10 protein-coding genes are annotated in these 16,101 nt (G+C 60.2%); all 10 read left to right on the plus strand.

Annotated features, from left to right (window positions below):
- Positions 1-226 precede the first annotated feature (226 nt).
- The 10 genes from GWQ27_RS10925 (at position 227) to GWQ27_RS10970 (ending at position 16,075) form a co-directional block, all read left to right on the plus strand.
- A complete protein-coding gene (locus tag GWQ27_RS10925; protein WP_275907347.1) occupies positions 227-1,267 on the plus strand; it encodes an FAD:protein FMN transferase in 1,041 nt (346 codons plus the stop codon).
- Between the two features lie 110 nt (positions 1,268-1,377).
- On the plus strand, positions 1,378-3,024 hold the full coding sequence (locus tag GWQ27_RS10930) for a tetratricopeptide repeat-containing response regulator (protein WP_275907348.1): 1,647 nt from the start codon (positions 1,378-1,380) through the stop codon (positions 3,022-3,024).
- Between the two features lie 60 nt (positions 3,025-3,084).
- The gene (locus GWQ27_RS10935; protein ID WP_265453205.1) at positions 3,085-4,047 is read left to right on the plus strand and encodes an ion channel; all 963 of its coding nucleotides are present in this window, start codon (positions 3,085-3,087) and stop codon (positions 4,045-4,047) included.
- A gap of 138 nt (positions 4,048-4,185) precedes the next feature.
- Positions 4,186-4,992, plus strand: coding sequence for an exodeoxyribonuclease III (gene xthA, locus GWQ27_RS10940; protein ID WP_275907349.1), 807 nt, complete (start codon positions 4,186-4,188; stop codon positions 4,990-4,992).
- 336 nt (positions 4,993-5,328) lie between these two features.
- On the plus strand, positions 5,329-6,528 hold the full coding sequence (locus GWQ27_RS10945) for an efflux RND transporter periplasmic adaptor subunit (protein WP_275907403.1): 1,200 nt from the start codon (positions 5,329-5,331) through the stop codon (positions 6,526-6,528).
- A 9-nt stretch (positions 6,529-6,537) separates the two neighbouring features.
- Entirely contained in the window at positions 6,538-9,642 is a 3,105-nt protein-coding gene (locus GWQ27_RS10950) for a multidrug efflux RND transporter permease subunit (protein WP_265455086.1), read from the plus strand.
- Between the two features lie 118 nt (positions 9,643-9,760).
- Positions 9,761-10,519 carry a transporter substrate-binding domain-containing protein gene (locus tag GWQ27_RS10955; protein WP_265453382.1) on the plus strand — a complete coding sequence of 253 codons (759 nt, stop codon included), beginning with the start codon at positions 9,761-9,763 and terminating at the stop codon, positions 10,517-10,519.
- Between the two features lie 54 nt (positions 10,520-10,573).
- Positions 10,574-11,029, plus strand: coding sequence for a hypothetical protein (locus tag GWQ27_RS10960; RefSeq protein ID WP_125597803.1), 456 nt, complete (start codon positions 10,574-10,576; stop codon positions 11,027-11,029).
- A gap of 323 nt (positions 11,030-11,352) precedes the next feature.
- Positions 11,353-12,873 carry an efflux RND transporter periplasmic adaptor subunit gene (locus GWQ27_RS10965; RefSeq protein WP_275907350.1) on the plus strand — a complete coding sequence of 507 codons (1,521 nt, stop codon included), beginning with the start codon at positions 11,353-11,355 and terminating at the stop codon, positions 12,871-12,873.
- 73 nt (positions 12,874-12,946) lie between these two features.
- On the plus strand, positions 12,947-16,075 hold the full coding sequence (locus GWQ27_RS10970) for an efflux RND transporter permease subunit (RefSeq protein WP_275907351.1): 3,129 nt from the start codon (positions 12,947-12,949) through the stop codon (positions 16,073-16,075).
- The last annotated feature ends 26 nt before the right edge of the window (positions 16,076-16,101 follow it).

Raw genomic sequence — 16,101 nt, forward strand, 5'->3', positions numbered from 1 at the left:
GTCAATCGGCTATGGCTTTAGTGCAAAGCTGCGGGTCAAGTCACCAGATTGACCTTATTAACAACAGACCTTGAGCCTGAATGGATACGCACCCGCCTCGTCATAGGACCACCTGTGTTTAATTTTGTCCGCAATTTTGTGCGCCAGACGCTCGCCACCCGCCAACCTCTTGGCTAAGCTGGCGCCCCTATGGCACAACGCCCTGTTTGAGATAGAGATGTTGCTTATGTCGTTCACCTCCATGTCGGCCCTGCGTGGCCTGCTGTTACCTCTGGTGCTGATGTTGACCGCCTGCCAGCCAGCCCCCACCCAGACCCGCATTCAGGGTCAAACCATGGGCACCTACTATGTGGTGACGGTGAACGATCCCTATCCGGGCGGTGAGGCGGCGCTGCAGCGTGAACTTGATACCCTGCTGGCGCGGATGAACAAGGAGATCTCCACTTATGACAAGAGCTCCCTCATCTCCCGCTTCAACCAGGGACCAGCCAACAAGCCCGTGATGATTCCGGCCACCATGGCAACCATAGTGCAACAGGGCATTGATACGGGACACCTCAGCCAGGGCAAGCTGGATGTCACAGTGGGCCCTCTGGTCAACCTCTGGGGATTCGGGCCGGACATGCGCCCGCTCAAGAAACCCAGTGACGCACAGATCGCCAAGGCGCGTCAGAGAGTGGGTATCGACAAACTGACCCTGACCCCGCTGGGGGATCACTTCCTGCTCAGCAAGGCAATCCCGGATCTCTACCTCGATCTCTCTACCCTGGGGGAAGGCGCCGCATCGGATGAAATCGCCGTGTTGCTAGAGAGCAAGGGCGTCCACAACTACCTCATTGAAGTGGCGGGTGCCGTGCGCAGCAAAGGCAACAACAGCAAGGGCAAGCCCTGGCGCGTCGCCATTGTCAAACCGGCGGATCAACCCGGCGCCTTCTCCGATGTTGTGACCCCCAATGGCATGGCCCTCAGCACCGCAGGCAGCTATCGCAACTACTACGAGCTCGATGGCCAGCGTTACTCCCACATTATCGACCCGGCAACAGGCGCCCCCGTGACCCACAAGCTGGTCTCCGCCAGCGTGATGGCCAACACAGCGCTGGAGGCCGACGCCCTCGATACAGCGCTCATGGTGATGGGGCCCGATCAGGCAATGGCCTTCGCCAAAGAACACCAGCTGGCGGCCTATCTCATCATCAAGACGGAGCAGGGCTTTACCGCGAAATTCACTCCCCAGTTTGCCCCTTATCTGGTGCAAGAGAAGCCATAAGCCGTATGGCCCCGCTGAAAAACAGCGGGGCCGGCCCATGTTCAATTGCCTGTCTGCGCGCTTTGGTGGCACACTTCTGTTATCCGCCCGTAGCGCCTTGACCCTGACAGATGCAGACACCGGAACCCGAAGTAGAGAAAAAAGTCCAGCCCAAGCCCAAACGCATCTTGCTGGTCAACGAACAGCGATCCTTTCAGGTGATGATGAAGGCCATGTTGATCAACCTGGGCATCAATCGCATCACCTATGTCAATTCGGCCGAGGAGGCCCGGCGTCGTTGTCAGAAAGAGACCTTTGACATCTATCTGCTCGACTACGAACTGGGGGGCGGCGAGAACGGGCGTCAACTGCTGGAAAGCCTGCGGGATCAGCATCTCATCCCCCCCCAGAGCGTGGTGATCATGGTGAGCGCTGACAGCTCCCGCGCCATGGTGCTGAGCGCGCTGGAGGCCGAGCCCGACGAATACCTGATGAAGCCTTTCTCCCAGGAACAGTTTTCCTTTCGCCTCAAGCGTGCCCTCGCCCGCCGCCAGGCGCTGGAGAGCGTCTTCACCGCCCTGGCCAAGGACGACCTGCCTGCTCTGCTGGCCATCTGTGCCGAGCGAGCCGATGCGGTGCCCCGCTTTGCCAACTTCTGCCGCTGCCTGCAAGCCGATACCCAGCTCAAGCTGGGGCAGGCCAAGGAGGCGCGCAGCCTGATGCGCCAACTGCTGGCCGGGCAAGAGAACAGCTGGGCCCGGCTGACGCTGGGCAAGGCGTGCCACACCCTGGGCCTGAACGAGGAGGCCGTGAGCCACCTGCAGGCTACCCTCAAGAATACCCCGCTGATGGTGGAGGCCCACATGTGGCTGGCAGAATCCCAGCTGGCCCTTGGCAATAGCGAGCTGGCCCAGCAGGAGCTCAGGCGAGCGGTAGATATTTCGCCCCAGTCGGTGCAGCTCTCCCGCCGGCTGGCAGAAGTGTGCCTGCTACGCCACGACTACGCCCAGGCCAAGGATGTATTGCTCTCCCTCATCGACTTGTCGCGCAACTCCATCCATCGCACCCCCCACTATCTGGGGGCCTATATCCAGACTCTGACCCTGTACGCCCTCAACAGCAACGACAGCTACCACATCGCCAATCTGCAGAAACAGGTGAATTCGGCCCTGTCTCGCATCCGCGATTCGCTGATGATGGCGGAGTTCAACTACCCGGTGTTCGAGCAGATCTGCCAGGCCAGGGTGCAGATCGCCCTGGGGGAGCTGCTCAAGGGCAAGAAGATGCTCTATCGCGCCAACCAGAACTGGCTCGATCAACCGGCCACTATGCCCCCCAGCCTGCTGGGCGAGACCATACTGGCCCTCTACCAGCTCGGCGAATTCGAATACGCCGAGAGCCTGCAGGCACTGCTGGCGGAAGATGAAGACAGGCTGCTCACCACCTGCATCCAGGCCACCCGCGATGACAAGACAGTGCTGGAGCGGCGTCAGCGTTACCAGCAGCTCAACGATCTCGGTATCAAGGCCTATCAGAGCGGTGAGCTGGAGCAGGCCCTCGGCCACTTTCGCGAGGCCCTGCGCCGCGCCCCCGCCAATACAGGTGCAGCCCTCAACAAGATCCAGGTGCTGCTGCAACTGATGCAGAAGAATCGCAAGAGCCCGGAGTTTGGCGCCGAGTGCAAAGAGACGCTGGAGGTGCTGGACGGCATCCCCCTCAACCCCACCCAGCAGGATCGTTTTCGCAAGCTGCGTCAGGAGTTTACCCAGCTCAGCTGACCCAAGAGCGGCTCCCCTCGCCTATGCTGATACAGACTCGGCGAGGGGAGGAGAACCGCAATGGCGATGTGTCGATATCTGGTGGCGGACGGGCGTCACTGCAGCGAGGAGGCAGGGGAGCATGAGCTGTGCCGCTGGCACGATCCCCATGCTGATCATCAGGATCCCAAGACGGCGCATGAGCTTGAGCACTACATTCATCAGGACGGTCTGTGCCACGGCCTGCAACTGGCCCGTGCCAACCTGGCCGGGCTCAATCTGGTGAAGAAGGGGGCACCGCAGGGCTTCTTGCTGGAGCAGTGCAACTTCTATCGGGCCAACCTGCAAGGTGCCCACCTCTACGGCATTCGCATCAAGGGCGGCAGCCTGATGAAAGCGGATCTCAGTGACGCCAACCTCCACTGCGCCGAACTCGACGACGTCAATCTGCTCGGTATCCGCTGGCACAACACCCGCCTCGACAACCTCAACACCGGCAAACGACTGATGCAGGAGCGGCGCGGACGCAGCGAGCGGGATCCGGCACAGGCCCGCATCTGGTTCAAGGAGGCGGAAGAGACCTACCGGGATCTGCGCAAAGCCTCGGAGGCGCAAGGCATCTTCACCATGTCAGGCCGCTACATACAGCGGGAGCTCACCATGCGCCGCCTGCAGTTGCCGCTCTGGTCAATCCAGAGATTCACCTCCTGGATAGTCGACCTCTTCTGCGGCTACGGCGAGGCGCCGATGCGGGTGGTGCTCTTCTCCCTGCTGCTCATCTTCATCTGCAGCATCTTCTACTTCTTCTTCGGCCTGAACTTCCAGGGTGAGCACCTTATCTACCAGCCCGGCGCCCCCTTCAAGCAAAATGCCATCTTCCTGCTCGAATGCCTCTACTACAGCGTGGTGACCTTCACTACCCTGGGGTATGGCGACTTCACTCCCGTGGGCCTGTCGCGGATCTTCGCCGCCTTCGAGGCCTTTACCGGCAGCTTCACGCTGGCGCTGTTTGTGGTGGTGTTCGTGAAAAAGATGACCCGTTGAGTGGCGCCGCCCTCCCCGGCCAGCGATGGCGCCGGGGCAAGCCCCATGCAAGCGGGACCAAGCCGGCCCCTGAACTTGCATCCGCGGCGGATTCCTAGTCCAATAGCGACTTATAAAAATGACATGAGCATCCCGGACATGAAGATCATCTCTTTTAATATCAATGGCCTGCGCGCCCGCCTTCATCAGCTGCAAGCCATCATCGACAAACACCAGCCGGATGTGATCGGCCTGCAGGAGATCAAGGTACACGACGAGGCCTTCCCGCTGGCAGACGTGGAAGCCATGGGCTATCACGTGGAATTCCACGGTCAGAAGGCCCATTACGGGGTGGCCATCATGAGCAAGCAGAAGCCGGTCGAGGTACAAAAAGGCTTCCCTACCGATCCGGAAGATGCCCAGCGCCGCATGATCATGGCGACCTTCAAACGGGAGGATGGCTCCCTCATCAAGGTGATGAACGGCTATTTCCCGCAAGGGGAGAACCAGGATCACGAGACCAAGTTCCCGGCCAAGCAGAAGTTCTACGAGGACTTGCAGCACTATCTGGAAACTCACCACACCCCGAATGATCAACTCGTACTGATCGGCGATGTGAATATCTCCCCCACGGCTCTCGACATCGGCATCGGCGAGGCAAACCGCAAACGCTGGCTGCGAGAGGGCAAGTGCTCCTTCCTGCCCATCGAGCGCGAATGGATGGAACGCCTGAAAGGGTTCGGCCTGACCGACACCTTCCGCGCAGCCAACCCCACGGAGTGCGAGCGTTTCTCCTGGTTTGACTACCGTTCAAAGGGCTTTGACGAGAACCGCGGCCTGCGCATCGATCTCATCATGGCCTCCGACGCCCTCAAGGACACTGTGACCGAGACCGGCATCGACTACGAGCTGCGCGGTATCGAGAAACCCTCCGACCACGCTCCCATCTGGGCCACCTTCGCCTGATAAAGCCACACAGTGGGGACGTTTGACTCCCCACTGTGACCCAGCCCCCACCCCTTTCCTTCGTATAATTCCCAACAAACCTCCCGGATCATGAGCAATGCTCATAATGGAGTACGCCCGCACCACCAGGATAACCATTGTCGCTGGCCTGCCGCCCATCTCCTCCTTGGAGCTGACAACATTCAACACCGAGCAGCTTGGGTTCAATGTCTGTGCTCTATCATTTAAAAACTATTTGTAATCCAATCAGTTGAATTATTAATCATGCAGTTGATGACATCAGTTCAGAACAGGGGTGGGCACGACGATCGCTGTCCATCCAACAGGAGTGCGATGATGAAGGTGCAAAACGTCGGGGAAAGTATGTTCAAGCGTGGCTGCATTGCTCTGGCACTGATCAGCGTGCTGGCTGGCTGTGGCGACAAACCCGCCAGTAGTGCCCAGGTACGCCCCCCTGTGCCCGTGGTAGTGGCCGAGGCCAAACTGACCGATGTGCCGCTGACGACCGAGATGGTGGGAGAGACGGCGGGTTATCGCGAGATCGAAGTTCGCTCCCGGGTAAACGGTATCCTGCTTGAACGCACTTATGTGGAAGGGCAACCCGTGACAGCAGGCCAGGAGCTGTTCCTCATCGATCCCGCCCCCTACAAGGTGGCACTGGAACAAGCCAAGGGGGCCCTGGCTCAGGAACAGGCCCGGTTCAACAAGGCACGCGCCGATCGGGACCGCATCATACCGCTGTTCAAGCGCCAGGTTGTGAGCCGCAAGGACTATGACGACACCATCGCCAACTACGAAGCGGCCATTGCCAGCCGCCAGGCCGCACAGGCAACAGTCAAAGAAGCAGAACTCAACCTCAGCTACACCCAGGTGACGGCACCGATTGATGGCATGGCGAGCAAGAGTTCCCAATCCGAGGGGAGTCTTATCTCAACCAATGCCAACAGCAGCCTGCTCACCACCATCACCCAGTACAACCCGCTCTACGTCAATTTCTCCTACTCGGAACAGGACCGTCTCAATTTTGAAACCTCGGTGCGAAAAGGATTGATTGAGGCCAAAGACACCACCAACTGGCGTACCCATATACGTCTCGCTGATGGCTCCGTCTATCCCCAGGCGGGCAAGCTCAACTTCTCCGATAACCGGGTCGACCCGCAGACGGGAACAATTCGGGCCCGCGCCATCTTTGACAACAAAGAGGGGGTCCTGCTACCGGGTCAATTTGTCCGACTCACCATCGACCTAGGTATTCGTAAAAACGCCATAGTGGTGCCAGCCAGAGCGATTGTGCAATCCCAGGCCGATCGCATGGTGATGGTGGTGGACGGCGATGACAAGGTGGTGCCACGCCCGGTCCGGCTCGGTCCGGCCATTGCAGAGGGGGTGCTGATCGAGAGCGGCCTTGATGCAGGCGAGCGTTACATCGTAGAGGGGCTGATGAAAGCCAGACCCGGCAGCATAGTCAAACCCGTCTCGGCCCAAGAGATGCAGGCGATCGGCGACAAGATGGCCAGCAAGCCAGCGGCCAGGTAAGGAGCTCGTATGTTTTCCAAGTTCTTCATTGAGCGCCCCATCTTTTCCTGTGTGATATCGATCATTATCGTACTGGCAGGATTGGCCGCCATGCGTTCCCTGCCCGTCGAGCAGTATCCGCAGATCACGCCCCCCGTGGTATCGGTCACGGCCTTTTACCCGGGGGCAACCCCCGAAGCCATCTCCCAAACCGTGGCTGCGCCCCTCGAGCAGCAGATCAACGGGGTTGAGCATATGGTGTACATGCAATCGGGCTCCGCCTCCAATGGCCAGATGAACCTCAACGTCTACTTCGAGATCGGTACAGATCCGGATCAGGCCACCATCAACGTCAACAACCGGGTCTCGGCCGCCATGGCCCAACTGCCGGAAGAGGTGAAAAAGCAGGGAGTCACGGTCAAGAAAAAATCGACCTCCATCTTGCAGGTCATCACCCTGGTGTCACCCAACCAGTCATTTGATACGACCTACCTGTCGAACTATGCCCTGCTCAACATCATCGACGAGCTCAAGCGGATACCTGGCGTTGGCGACACCATGCTCTTTGGTGGCACTGACTACGCCATGCGGATCTGGCTGCGCCCGGATCGTCTGGCCCAGTTGCAGCTGACCCCGAGCGATGTGATTGGCGCCATCCGTGAGCAGAACACCCAATTTGCCGCAGGCAAAATAGGGGCTCAGCCCACCAGCACGCCCATCGACTTCACTTACACGGTGCAGACCAAGGGGCGCCTTGAGGATGTCAAAGAGTTCGAGAACATCATCATACGATCCATGCCAAATGGCGCCAAAATCCGGGTCAAGGACATTGCCCGGGTCGAGCTGGGTGGTAAAGACTACGACATAGTCGCTCGCGCCAACGGCAAACCTGCCATCGGTATAGCGACCTATCTGCAACCGGGTGCCAACTCCGTCGCCGTGGCGGATGCCGTGCACGCCACCATGGCGCAACTGCAAACCCGGTTTCCGCAGGATATCGAGTATCAGATCCCCTATGACACCACCGAGTTCGTAAAACTCTCCATTGAGGAGGTAGTACATACCCTGTTTGAAGCCATGGTGCTGGTGTTCGTGGTGGTTTACCTCTTCTTGCAGAATTTCCGCGCCACCCTGATCCCCTGTATCGCTGTGCCGGTGTCCTTGATCGGCACCTTTGCCGGCATGCTGCTGCTGGGCTTCTCCATCAACCTGCTCACCCTGTTCGGTATGGTGCTGACCATAGGCATAGTGGTGGATGACGCCATAGTGGTGCTGGAGAACGTGGAGCGCAGCATGCGCGAGCGAAAGCTCTCGGCGCCGCAAGCCGCCATTCTCGCCATGCAGGAGGTATTCAGCCCCATAGTCGCCACCACCCTGGTCCTGTGCGCCGTGTTTATACCCGTGGCCTTTATGGGTGGCATGACAGGGGTGATGTACAAGCAATTTGCCATCACCATCGCCGTCTCTGTGGTCATCTCCAGCATCATTGCCCTGACCTTGTCGCCGGCCTTGTGTGCTGTCTTGCTCAAGGACGGCCATCAGGAGCCCGCTCGCTTCTTCGTCTGGTTCAATCACCGCTTTGACCAGCTCACCAGAGGATATGTGCGTGGGGTGGCTTTCCTGAATCGCCGGGTGGCACTGGCCTTCAGCATCATAGTGACCATGCTGCTCGCCAGTTATCTGCTGTTTATGAAAGTACCGGGAGAACTGGTACCGGATGAGGATCAAGGCTACCTCATCTCTGCCATCATGCTGCCAGACGCAGCGGCACTCACTCGCACCCAGGCGCTGGCTGACAAGTTTGACCAAATCGCCATGGCCAACCCGAACGTGAAGGATGTCGTCACCTTCTCCGGTTTCGACATTCTCTCCAGTGCTGTGATCAGCAACAGCGGCCTGAGCTTCATCACCCTCAAGGACTGGAGCGAGCGAAAAGACGCAGGACAAGACTCCTTCTCTCTGGCGAATACCTTTCAAGGCATGAGTCTGATGGGGCTGGCGGATGGCTTTGTGGCCTCCTTCAATCCACCGCCAATCCAGGGAATGTCCACCACGGGGGGACTGGAAGGGTATCTGCAAAACCGCAGCGGCAGCGATGCCAAGACCTTCTCGGCAGAGGTTGAACATTTCCTGGCCGCAGCCAGAGAACGGCCTGAGTTTGCCAGCGTCACCTCGACCTATCGCGCCAATGTCCCTCAGGTCTATCTGGATCTTGATCGGGAAAAAACCAAGGCGTTGGGGCTGCCCATCAATGCGGTGTTCGACACCATGCAGGCCACCTTTGGTCAGGTTTACGTCAACGACTTCAACCAGTTCGGTCGTACCTATCGGGTCCAGCTTCAGTCAGAAGCGGATTATCGCGCCAAGAAGGGCGACATTCGCAACATCTATGTCCGTTCCGACAAGGGCGAGATGATCCCCCTTAGCAGCCTGGTGACGGTACGCGACGCCAGCGGCCCCGAGTTGGTAGAGCGCTTCAATGTGTTCCCTGCCGCCAAGATCATGGCGCAACCTGCACCGGGATACAGTTCAGGACAAGCCATTGCCGCATTGGAAGAGATCGCGAACAGTACCCTCGGCAACGATGCCAAACTGGAGTGGACCGGATCTGCCTATCAGGAGAAAGCTTCTGCCGGCAGTGCCGGCATGGCGTTTGGCTTCGGCATAGTGATGATTTTCCTCATTCTGGCGGCCCAGTACGAACGCTGGAGCCTGCCGTTTGCGGTGATCACTGCGGTTCCCTTCGCGCTGTTCGGGGCCCTGCTCGCCACCTGGGCCGTGGGCCTCACCAACAACGTCTACTTCCAGATTGGGTTGGTCACTCTGGTGGGGCTTGCGGCCAAGAACGCCATCCTGATCGTGGAGTTTGCCGTGATGAAGCATGAGGAAGGGATGAGTATTGCCGAGTCGGCACTGGAGGCGGCGCGCCTGCGTTTTCGCCCGATTGTCATGACATCGCTGGCCTTTATTCTCGGCTGCATCCCCTTGATCACATCGAGCGGTGCCGGTGCGGCCAGCCGCCATGCCCTCGGCTGGCCGGTGATTGGCGGCATGCTGGCAGCCACTTTTATCGCCATCTTCTTTATCCCGCTCTTCTTCCGTTTGATCATGCAAGGCTCGCAAAAGAAGCGCTAATACCGTTATCAATCAATATGGTATTTGCTCAAACGCCTTCGCTCTGCGAGGGCGTTTTTATTCAAATCAACTCGGCTCAATCACCTAAACTCTGGGAGATTTGAGGGGGAGTATTTCTATGCTGGCTCAGCTTTGGCTCGCTGCGGCACTTGCCGGATCAAACATGACAGCCTGTGGTCACCATGACTATCCCCCGTGGAACTGGCATGCGGGCGGTAAAATCGTGGGTGTCTGCGCCGAAGTAGTGAGCACCCTCTATCAACGGTTGGGGCTCAACGTTAACCTTGACTACGTAGGCCCCTGGGCCCGTTGCCAGCAAAAGGTGGCCTCCGGCGAGGTAGACATCAATATTTGTGCCCTGCGCAACGGCGAGCGTGAAAGCTACTCCCGCTTCACGCAAACACCGATGGCCATCAATGACATGGCTGTGTTTGTTCGTCAGCCCAGCCCGCGTCTCTTGGAGCAACGGGAGGATCTGGCCGGGCTAAGGGGAGCCATGATGATCGGGGTCAGCCTTGGCAGCGAGCTGGACACTTTTCTGGAAGAGAATACCCGGATCCACAGGGTAAACTCCCTCAAGCAGGTCTTTGGGCTGCTGGCCAGCGACAGGGTCGACTTTGTGCCCTACGGTCGATCTTCTGGTCGCCTCTTTTTACGGGAAAATTACCCGGATAGCGGTCTGGCCGATCTGCTCTGGCCCCTGCAACAGGGAGAACTCTACATCTCGGTGTCCCTCAACTCCCCCCACCTCGATACCCTGGAGAAACTCGAACCCATGTTGCAGGCTCCGGGTATGGGTCAGTGGATAGATCAACTGCTGGACAAATACAGCACCCTCTATCTGGAGCAGCAACGACAGACTCAGCAGATGCCTTGACCTTCTCCCGCGAGTAAGGTTTAGATTTGCCCCATCCCTTGCCAGAGTTGACACATGATGAGTTTGGTTCGATTGCCCACCCTGCTATTGGCCCGGCTGTTGCTGGCGCTGATGCTTGTCTGCAATCTGACCCTCTGTATCAGCTGGCACGGGACCGATGTCATCTCCTCCACCATGACGACCGGCAGCGACAACGCAACCATGAGTGCGACCGCCATGCAGGGGCTCGCCTGTCACACAATGGCAGCCGATGATGGAGAGCAAGGCAATGCCATGAGCCAGGGAGATTGCCAGATGCACGGCGGCCTCACCTCGCCAACCGGGGCCGGCCTGCCACTGCTGGCCGCACTGCTGACCCTGCTCGTTCTCCCTTTGTTGCTGCTGCCCCATCTGGGGGTCGCCAGCCATCTGTTCGATCACTGGCTGCGGGATCCCTTCCTGCGTAGCCGCGGTACTCATCCCCCCTCCTGGCCCCGCCGACATCTGATGCTGTCGGTGCTGCGCCACTAGAAGGATCTTCTCCCGTGCATGGGACAAGGCTGACCTTGCCCGACACTGCACGTCCTTGCCTGACCCTGTGACGGCTGGCACCGCCAGCAATAGCAGGGAGCAGTGCGTCCGCTGACTCGTCAGCAACGCCCCGTTTGCCGCCCAGCCTGTGTGATCTGCTGCGATAGATGCAGCAACCAGATGCTCGTTATGCGTCTGTCACCATCACAAGCCAGCGGCCTGACAGAAGAGAAGATGCACATGTCATCTGCCCGATTGACCGAGCCAGTTGCCGCTCACCCTTGCACCATTAGCGCCCGCCTGATGCAGGTCGGAGGTTCCCTATGAGCCATAAATCAAGCCAAAAGCTGCTTGTCTCAGCCCTGCTGCTGGCCCTCGGGGCCGGTGGCGGCTACTGGGCCGCCAAACAGACTGGCGACGGTGCAACCGCCAAAGAGAAGACCCCCCTTTACTGGGTCAACCCCATGGATCCCCGCGACAAGCGCGATGGCCCGGCCAAGGACAACATGGGGATGGACTTTATCCCCGTCTATGAGGAGCAGAAAAACGGCTCGCCGGGCACAGTCACCATCAGCCCCGAGATCCAGCAGAACCTGGGGGTGCGGCTAGCCAAAGTCGAAAAAATGCCCATCCACCAGCAGATCGAAACTGTGGGTTACGTCGGCTATGACGAGGACAGGCTGGAGGCCATCAACGCCCGCATGGCGGGCTGGATCCGCACCCTTGCCATCAAGAGTGAGGGGCAGAAGGTGGCCAAAGGCTCCCTGCTCTACGAGATCTACGCCCCGGATCTGGTCAACGCCCAGCACGAGTACCTGCTAGCCCTCAACACAGCCAACCCGCTGCTGCTGCGCGCCGCCGAGGGCAAGCTCAAGTCCCTGCAGGTGCCGGCGGATCAAATTGTCGCCCTCAAACGCAGCCGTCAGGTGCGTGAAACCATTGGCATCTATGCCCCCAGCAGCGGTTATGTCTCGGAGCTCAAGGTGCGCGAGGGTCAGTATGTGGAGCCCGCCGCCGCCCTGTTCAACATCAGCACCCTGCAGCAGGTGTGGGTGAGCGCCGAGGTGTTCGAGCGCCAGGCCGCACAGCTGAAAGTGGGGGATCCGGTCACCATGACCCTGGACTACGCCCCGGGCCGCCGCTGGCAGGGTCGGGTGGATTACCTCTACCCAACCCTGGATGCCGCTACCCGCACCCTCAAGGTGCGGCTGCGCGTTGACAACCCGGACGAGTTTTTGAAACCCAATATGTTCGCCAAGGTGAGTATTCGCACCGGCGAGGGTGAGCCCCAAATGGTGGTACCGAGCGAAGCTGTGATCCGCACCGGCAGTCAGGATCGGCTGGTGCTGGCACTGGGGGATGGCAACTTCAAGTCGGTCGCCGTCACCCTGGGCCCCCAGTTTGGCGACAAGGTGGCCATCAAGGCGGGGGTAGAAGCAGGTGACAGCATAGTCCGCTCGGCCCAGTTCCTGCTCGACTCCGAATCGGCCATCGACTCGGACTTCCAGCGCATGACGGCGGTGCGCCCCACCCAGGTGTGGACTCAGGGCGAGGTTGAAAGCATCGATCTGGCCAGCCGCACCCTGATGGTGGCCCACCAGCCCATCCCGGAGTGGCACTGGCCCGCCATGGAGATGGAGTTCACCGTGGCCGAGGGGGTCGACATCAGCAAGCTGGCAGAGGGGCAGACCCTCCATCTGCAGGTGATGCAGGAGGGGGATGAGTACCGCATCACCACCATCCATCAGGAGCAAGCGCCGGCAAGCGGCGATGCCACCAAGCCTGCGGCGGATGAGATGGAAGGGATGGACCCTAGCCAGCACGATATGGGAGCCAAGCCATGATCCCTTCCATCATTTGCTGCGTTGCCAACAACCAGGCTCCGCACTCTGCGCAACATGAGCAAGGAGACAGATCATGATCCCTTCCATCATTCGCTGGTCGGTGGGCAACCGCTTTCTGGTGCTGCTGTTGACCGTCATGCTCACCGCCTGGGGGCTCTGGTCGGTGAAACAGACCCCGGTGGATGCCCTGCCGGATCTCTCTGACGTGCAGGTGATCATCAAGACCTCCTACCCGGGGCAGGCACCCCAGGTGGTGGAGGATCAGGTGACCTACCCGCTCACCACCGCCATGCTGGCGGTGCCGGGGGCGACCACGGTGCGCGGCTACTCCTTCTTCGGCGACGCCTTCGTCTATGTGCTGTTTGACGACAACACCGACCTCTACTGGGCCCGCGCCCGGGTGCTGGAGTATTTGAGTCAGGTGGCCCCCAACCTGCCCGCCTCCGCCCGCCCCCAGCTCGGCCCCGATGCCACCGGTGTGGGGTGGGTCTATCAGTACGCCCTGGTGGACAGAACTGGCAAGCATGATCTCAGCGAGCTTACCTCGCTGCAGAACTGGTTCCTCAAGTACGAGTTGCAGACGGTGAATGGCGTCTCCGAGGTCGCCACCGTCGGCGGCATGGTGCGCCAGTATCAGGTACGGGTCGACCCCGACAAGCTGCGTGCCTACGGCATTCCGCTCTCCCTTATCGAGACCGCCATCAAACAGGGCAACCAGGAGACAGGCGCCTCCGTCATCGAGATGGCGGAAGCTGAGTACATGGTGCGCTCCAATGGCTATCTGAAGAGCGTGGAAGACCTCAAGCAGATCCCGCTCGGCACCACTGTGCGCGGCGCCGCGCTGCTGCTGGGGGATGTGGCAGATGTGGTCACCGGCCCCCAGATGCGGCGCGGCATTGCCGAGCTCAACGGCGAAGGGGAAGTGGTCGGCGGCATCATAGTCATGCGCTATGGCGAGAATGCCCAGCACACCATAGACGGAGTCAAGGCGCGGCTGGCCGAACTCAAGAGCAGCCTGCCACAGGGAGTGGAGATCGTCACCGTCTACGACAGATCCGATCTTATCCAGCGCGCCATCGACAACCTCTCCGGCAAGCTGCTGGAGGAGTTCGCGGTAGTGGTGCTGGTCTGCCTCGCCTTCCTGTTCCACCTGCGCTCGTCGCTGGTGGTGGTCATCACCTTGCCCATCGCCATTCTGGTGGCCTTTATCGTCATGCACCTGCAGGGGATCAACGCCAACATCATGTCGCTGGGGGGCATTGCCATCGCCATCGGCGCCATGGTGGACGGCGCCATCGTGATGATCGAGAACGTCCACAAGCACATGGAGCGAGAGGCGCTCACCGACAAGAACCGCTGGCGCATCATCACGGAGGCGAGCATCGAAGTGGGGCCCGCCATCTTCTTCTCCCTACTGATCATCACAATGAGCTTTTTGCCGGTGTTTGCGCTGGAGGCGCAGGAGGGGCGGATGTTCCATCCGCTCGCCTACACCAAGACCTACGCCATGGCGGCCGCCGCGGCACTCGCCATCACCCTAGTTCCAGTCATGATGGGCTATTTTATTCGCGGCAAGGTGCTGGCCGAGCAAGCCAACCCCCTCAACCGTGGTTTGAGCCAGGCCTATATCCCGCTGCTCAAGGCCGTGCTGGCGCGCCCCAAAACCACACTCATGCTGGCGGCGGTGGTGACGGTGGCGGGCTTCTGGCCACTCCAGTATCTGGGCTCCGAGTTCATACCGCCGCTCGACGAGGGGGACATAATGTACATGCCCACCACAGCGGCCAACATCTCGGTGGGCAAGGCGCGGGAGATCCTGCAGCAAACCGACAAGCTGATCCGCACCGTGCCCGAGGTGCAGAACGTGTTCGGCAAGGCGGGGCGTGCCGATTCGGCCACAGACCCCGCCGATCTGGTGATGATGGAGACCAGCATCCAGCTCAAGCCCCGCGATCAGTGGCGCCCCGGCATGACGCCGGAGAAGCTGAAAGAGGAGCTCGACTCCCTCATCCGCTTCCCCGGCCTCACCAACGCCTGGGTGCCTCCCATCAAGACTCGCATCGACATGCTGGCCACCGGCATCAAGACCCCGGTCGGTATCAAGATAGCGGGGCCGGATCTCAAGGTGATCCAGCAGTTGGGCCAGCAACTGGAGCAGATCGTCGGCAAGGTGGAGGGGGCAGCGTCGGTCTACGCCGAACGGGTGGCGGGTGGTCGCTACGTCAAGGTGGATATAGACCGGCTCAAAGCGGCCCGCTACGGCCTCAACATCGCCGATGTGCAGGCGGTGCTCGCCACTGCTGTGGGCGGCATGGAGGTGGGCCAGACCATAGAGGGGCGCGAGCGCTACCCCATCAACTTGCGCTACCCCCAGAGCTATCGCGACTCGGTAGCCAGCCTGGAGCTGCTGCCGCTGGTCACGCCGAGCGGTGCTCGTATCGCGCTGGCGGACGTGGCACGGGTCTACATCAGTGACGAAGCCCCCATGCTGCGCAGCGAGAATGCGCGCCTGAACGGGCTGGTTTACGTGGATATCCGGGGTCGCGACATCGGATCCTTCGTCGATGAGGCCAAGGCCGAAGTAGGCAAGCAGCTGGTGCTGCCGGCCGGCTACGCCCTCACCTGGTCGGGTCAATACGAGTACATGGAGCGGGCCAAGGCGCGCCTCGCCTACGTGGTGCCATTGACCGTCGCCATTATCGTGCTGCTGCTCTATCTGGCGTTTCGCCGCATGCAGGAGGTGTTGCTCATCCTCACCACACTGCCGCTCGCCGTGGTGGGCGGGATCTGGACCCTCTGGCTGCTGGATTTCAACCTCTCGGTGGCGGTGGGGGTGGGCTTTATCGCCCTGGCCGGGGTGGCGGTGGAGACAGGCGTGCTGATGCTGGTCTACCTCAACCACGCCTGGGATGAGCTGGTGGCGAGCGGCAAGCCGGACAAGGCGCGTCTGCACAGTGCTGTGATCCACGGCGCCGCCCTGCGCCTGCGTCCCAAGATGATGACGGTAGTGACCATCATCGCGGGTCTCTTGCCCATCATGTGGAGCCAGGGCACCGGATCCGAAGTGATGCAGCGCATCGCCGCCCCCATGATCGGCGGCATGGTGAGCGCCCTGGTTCTGACCCTGCTGGTGTTGCCCGCTGCCTACTACCTGTGGCGCAGCCACAGCCTTGGCAAGCAGGCAGACCAAGAAGCCGACTAACCCTTTTGCAATCAACGAAGTGTTTG

The organism is Aeromonas sp. 5HA1 (assembly GCF_029237245.1).
In the GTDB taxonomy this organism is placed as follows: domain Bacteria; phylum Pseudomonadota; class Gammaproteobacteria; order Enterobacterales; family Aeromonadaceae; genus Aeromonas; species Aeromonas salmonicida.

Coding starts and splice junctions, on each gene's coding strand:
- GWQ27_RS10950 (WP_265455086.1), top strand. CDS start 6,538: ATGTTTTCCAAGTTCTTCATTGAGCGCCCCATCTTTTCCTGTGTGATA.
- GWQ27_RS10925 (WP_275907347.1), top strand. CDS start 227: ATGTCGTTCACCTCCATGTCGGCCCTGCGTGGCCTGCTGTTACCTCTG.
- xthA (WP_275907349.1), top strand. CDS start 4,186: ATGAAGATCATCTCTTTTAATATCAATGGCCTGCGCGCCCGCCTTCAT.
- GWQ27_RS10945 (WP_275907403.1), top strand. CDS start 5,329: ATGAAGGTGCAAAACGTCGGGGAAAGTATGTTCAAGCGTGGCTGCATT.
- GWQ27_RS10935 (WP_265453205.1), top strand. CDS start 3,085: ATGGCGATGTGTCGATATCTGGTGGCGGACGGGCGTCACTGCAGCGAG.
- GWQ27_RS10930 (WP_275907348.1), top strand. CDS start 1,378: ATGCAGACACCGGAACCCGAAGTAGAGAAAAAAGTCCAGCCCAAGCCC.
- GWQ27_RS10960 (WP_125597803.1), top strand. CDS start 10,574: ATGATGAGTTTGGTTCGATTGCCCACCCTGCTATTGGCCCGGCTGTTG.
- GWQ27_RS10955 (WP_265453382.1), top strand. CDS start 9,761: ATGCTGGCTCAGCTTTGGCTCGCTGCGGCACTTGCCGGATCAAACATG.
- GWQ27_RS10970 (WP_275907351.1), top strand. CDS start 12,947: ATGATCCCTTCCATCATTCGCTGGTCGGTGGGCAACCGCTTTCTGGTG.
- GWQ27_RS10965 (WP_275907350.1), top strand. CDS start 11,353: ATGAGCCATAAATCAAGCCAAAAGCTGCTTGTCTCAGCCCTGCTGCTG.